This window comes from Adlercreutzia sp. ZJ473 (assembly GCF_013185065.1).
Classification (GTDB): Bacteria; Actinomycetota; Coriobacteriia; order Coriobacteriales; family Eggerthellaceae; genus CAAEEV01.
This window is the reverse complement of record NZ_JAAVTO010000109.1, coordinates 1-1791: the sequence shown is the minus strand read 5'-3', so window position 1 is coordinate 1791 and position 1791 is coordinate 1. Positions and strand designations below refer to the sequence as shown.

The 1791-nt window shown below is 69.4% G+C and carries 1 protein-coding gene and 2 pseudogenes; all 3 read left to right on the top strand.

The window, feature by feature from the left end:
* Positions 1 to 733: pseudogene (locus HRL41_RS11845) on the top strand (hypothetical protein); the annotation flags it as partial.
* Between the two features lie 68 nt (positions 734 to 801).
* Positions 802 to 1299, top strand: a complete 498-nt coding sequence (locus HRL41_RS11840) for a YajQ family cyclic di-GMP-binding protein (protein ID WP_172137195.1) — start codon at positions 802 to 804, stop codon at positions 1297 to 1299.
* A gap of 12 nt (positions 1300 to 1311) precedes the next feature.
* Positions 1312 to 1791, top strand: a pseudogene (locus tag HRL41_RS11835) (hypothetical protein); the annotation flags it as partial.

Sequence of the window (1791 nt, the reverse complement as noted above, 5' to 3'; positions counted from 1 at the left end):
GCCGCGAGGCGCAGCTCCCGGGCGCACCGACGGCCGTGCGCGGGGCGCGCAGCGCGGGGGACGTGCCCGGGGAGGCGAGCCGCGCCAGGGCTTCGTGGGCGGAAGCTCGTACCCGAGCCTGTACTCGTCAGCGCAGAACGGCCGGGTGCCCTCGATGTCGCGCTTGCCGCTCATCATAGGCGCGGCCGTGGTGGTGCTCGTCCTGATCGTCGTGCTCGTGTTCGTGCTCGGCGGCAAGCAGGACGCCGCGCAGGACGTGCCCGACGTGCCCATCTCGGGCCTCACCGACACCTCGAACCCCGAGAGCGAGGCGACGGTCGAGCCCGTCGAGACGGCGCCCACCAGCGCGCAGGTCGTCTACAAGATCTCCGGCTCGAGCGACGTGTACGCCGAGATCACCACCGACGGCACCACCGAGAGCAAGCTGATCTCGCCGCCGGTCGAGGAGACCGTCAGCGTCACCGGCACGTGGAGCCTGAGCGCCTGGGTGGTCGACGCCATCACCGTCACGGTCGACGGCGAGAAGATCGAGTACACGCAGGCTGACGGCGGCATCCCCACCTGGTCGGTCGACTTCACGAAGATCAAGGACGACTGGGAGGCCGCGCACGGCGGCGCCTCAGGCTCGTCTTCGGCATCTTCGAGCGCCTCCTCCTCAGCCTCGTCGTCTTCGGCCTCGAACGCGGCGGGAGGTTCTTCGGGCTCGTCGTCGAGCGCCGCAGCCTCCCGCTAAGCCGCGCATGCGTCCGCATTTCAACTGCGCATACATCCACCCTCGAACTACGTGAAAGGAACTTGAACATGGCCAAGGAATCCAGCTTCGACATCGTGTCCGTCGTCGACATGCAGGAGGTCGACAACGCCTTCCAGCAGGCGCGCAAGGAGATCGCGCAGCGCTACGACCTCAAGGACTCGGGCGCCGAGATCGCGCTCGACAAGGCCAAGCAGACCATCACGGTGTCCGCGCCGGCTGACTTCGTGGCCAAGCAGGTCATCGACGTCATCGGCAGCAAGCTCATCAAGCGCGGCATCGACCTCACGGCTGTGAAGTGGGGCGATGCCATCGCCGCCACGGGCCAGTCGGTGCGCCGCGTGGCCACCGTCGTCAACGGCATCGACAAGGAGACGGCCGGCAAGATCAACAAGGACGTCAAGGCCCTGAAGCTCAAGTGCAAGGTGCAGATCGAGGGCGACCAGCTCCGCGTGAGCTCGGCGTCGCGCGACACCCTCCAGGAGGTCATCGCGTTTCTGAAGGGCCAGGACTACGGGCAGCCGCTCCAGTACGTGAACTACCGCTAGGGCGCGCGCCACATGGACGAGATGCGGAATGCAGACGTGGCCGAGGGCGAGCGCGACGCATGGCGCGTGGCGTTCGTGACGATGGGCTGCGCGAAGAACGAGGTCGACACGGCCGCCATGTCGAAGCGCCTGGCCGAGGCGGGCTACGCGATCACCCCCGACGTGGAGGACGCCGACGTCATCGTGGTGAACACATGCTCCTTCATCCAGTCGGCCACCGAGGAGAGCCTCGAGGCCGTCTTCGAGGCGGCGCGCCTGCCGCGCGTGGCGGCGGGCAGCGCGCACGTCGTGGTGGCGGGATGCATGCCCGCGCGCTACGGCGCCGACCTGGAGGAGGAGCTCACCGAGGCGGCGGCGTTCGTGCCCTGCTCGCGCGAGGATGACATCGTCGCGGTCATCGGGCGCTGCCTGGGCGTGGAGGAAGCCGGCGTTCGCGCCGCGGCGCCGCGCGGCGGCGCGGGCGTGGGCGAGCCTCCCGCCGGCGCCGCGCCG

What these genes read in the sequence shown, in the direction of transcription:
- HRL41_RS11840 (WP_172137195.1), top strand. Translation starts at nt 802, where the DNA reads ATGGCCAAGGAATCCAGCTTCGACATCGTGTCCGTCGTCGACATGCAG.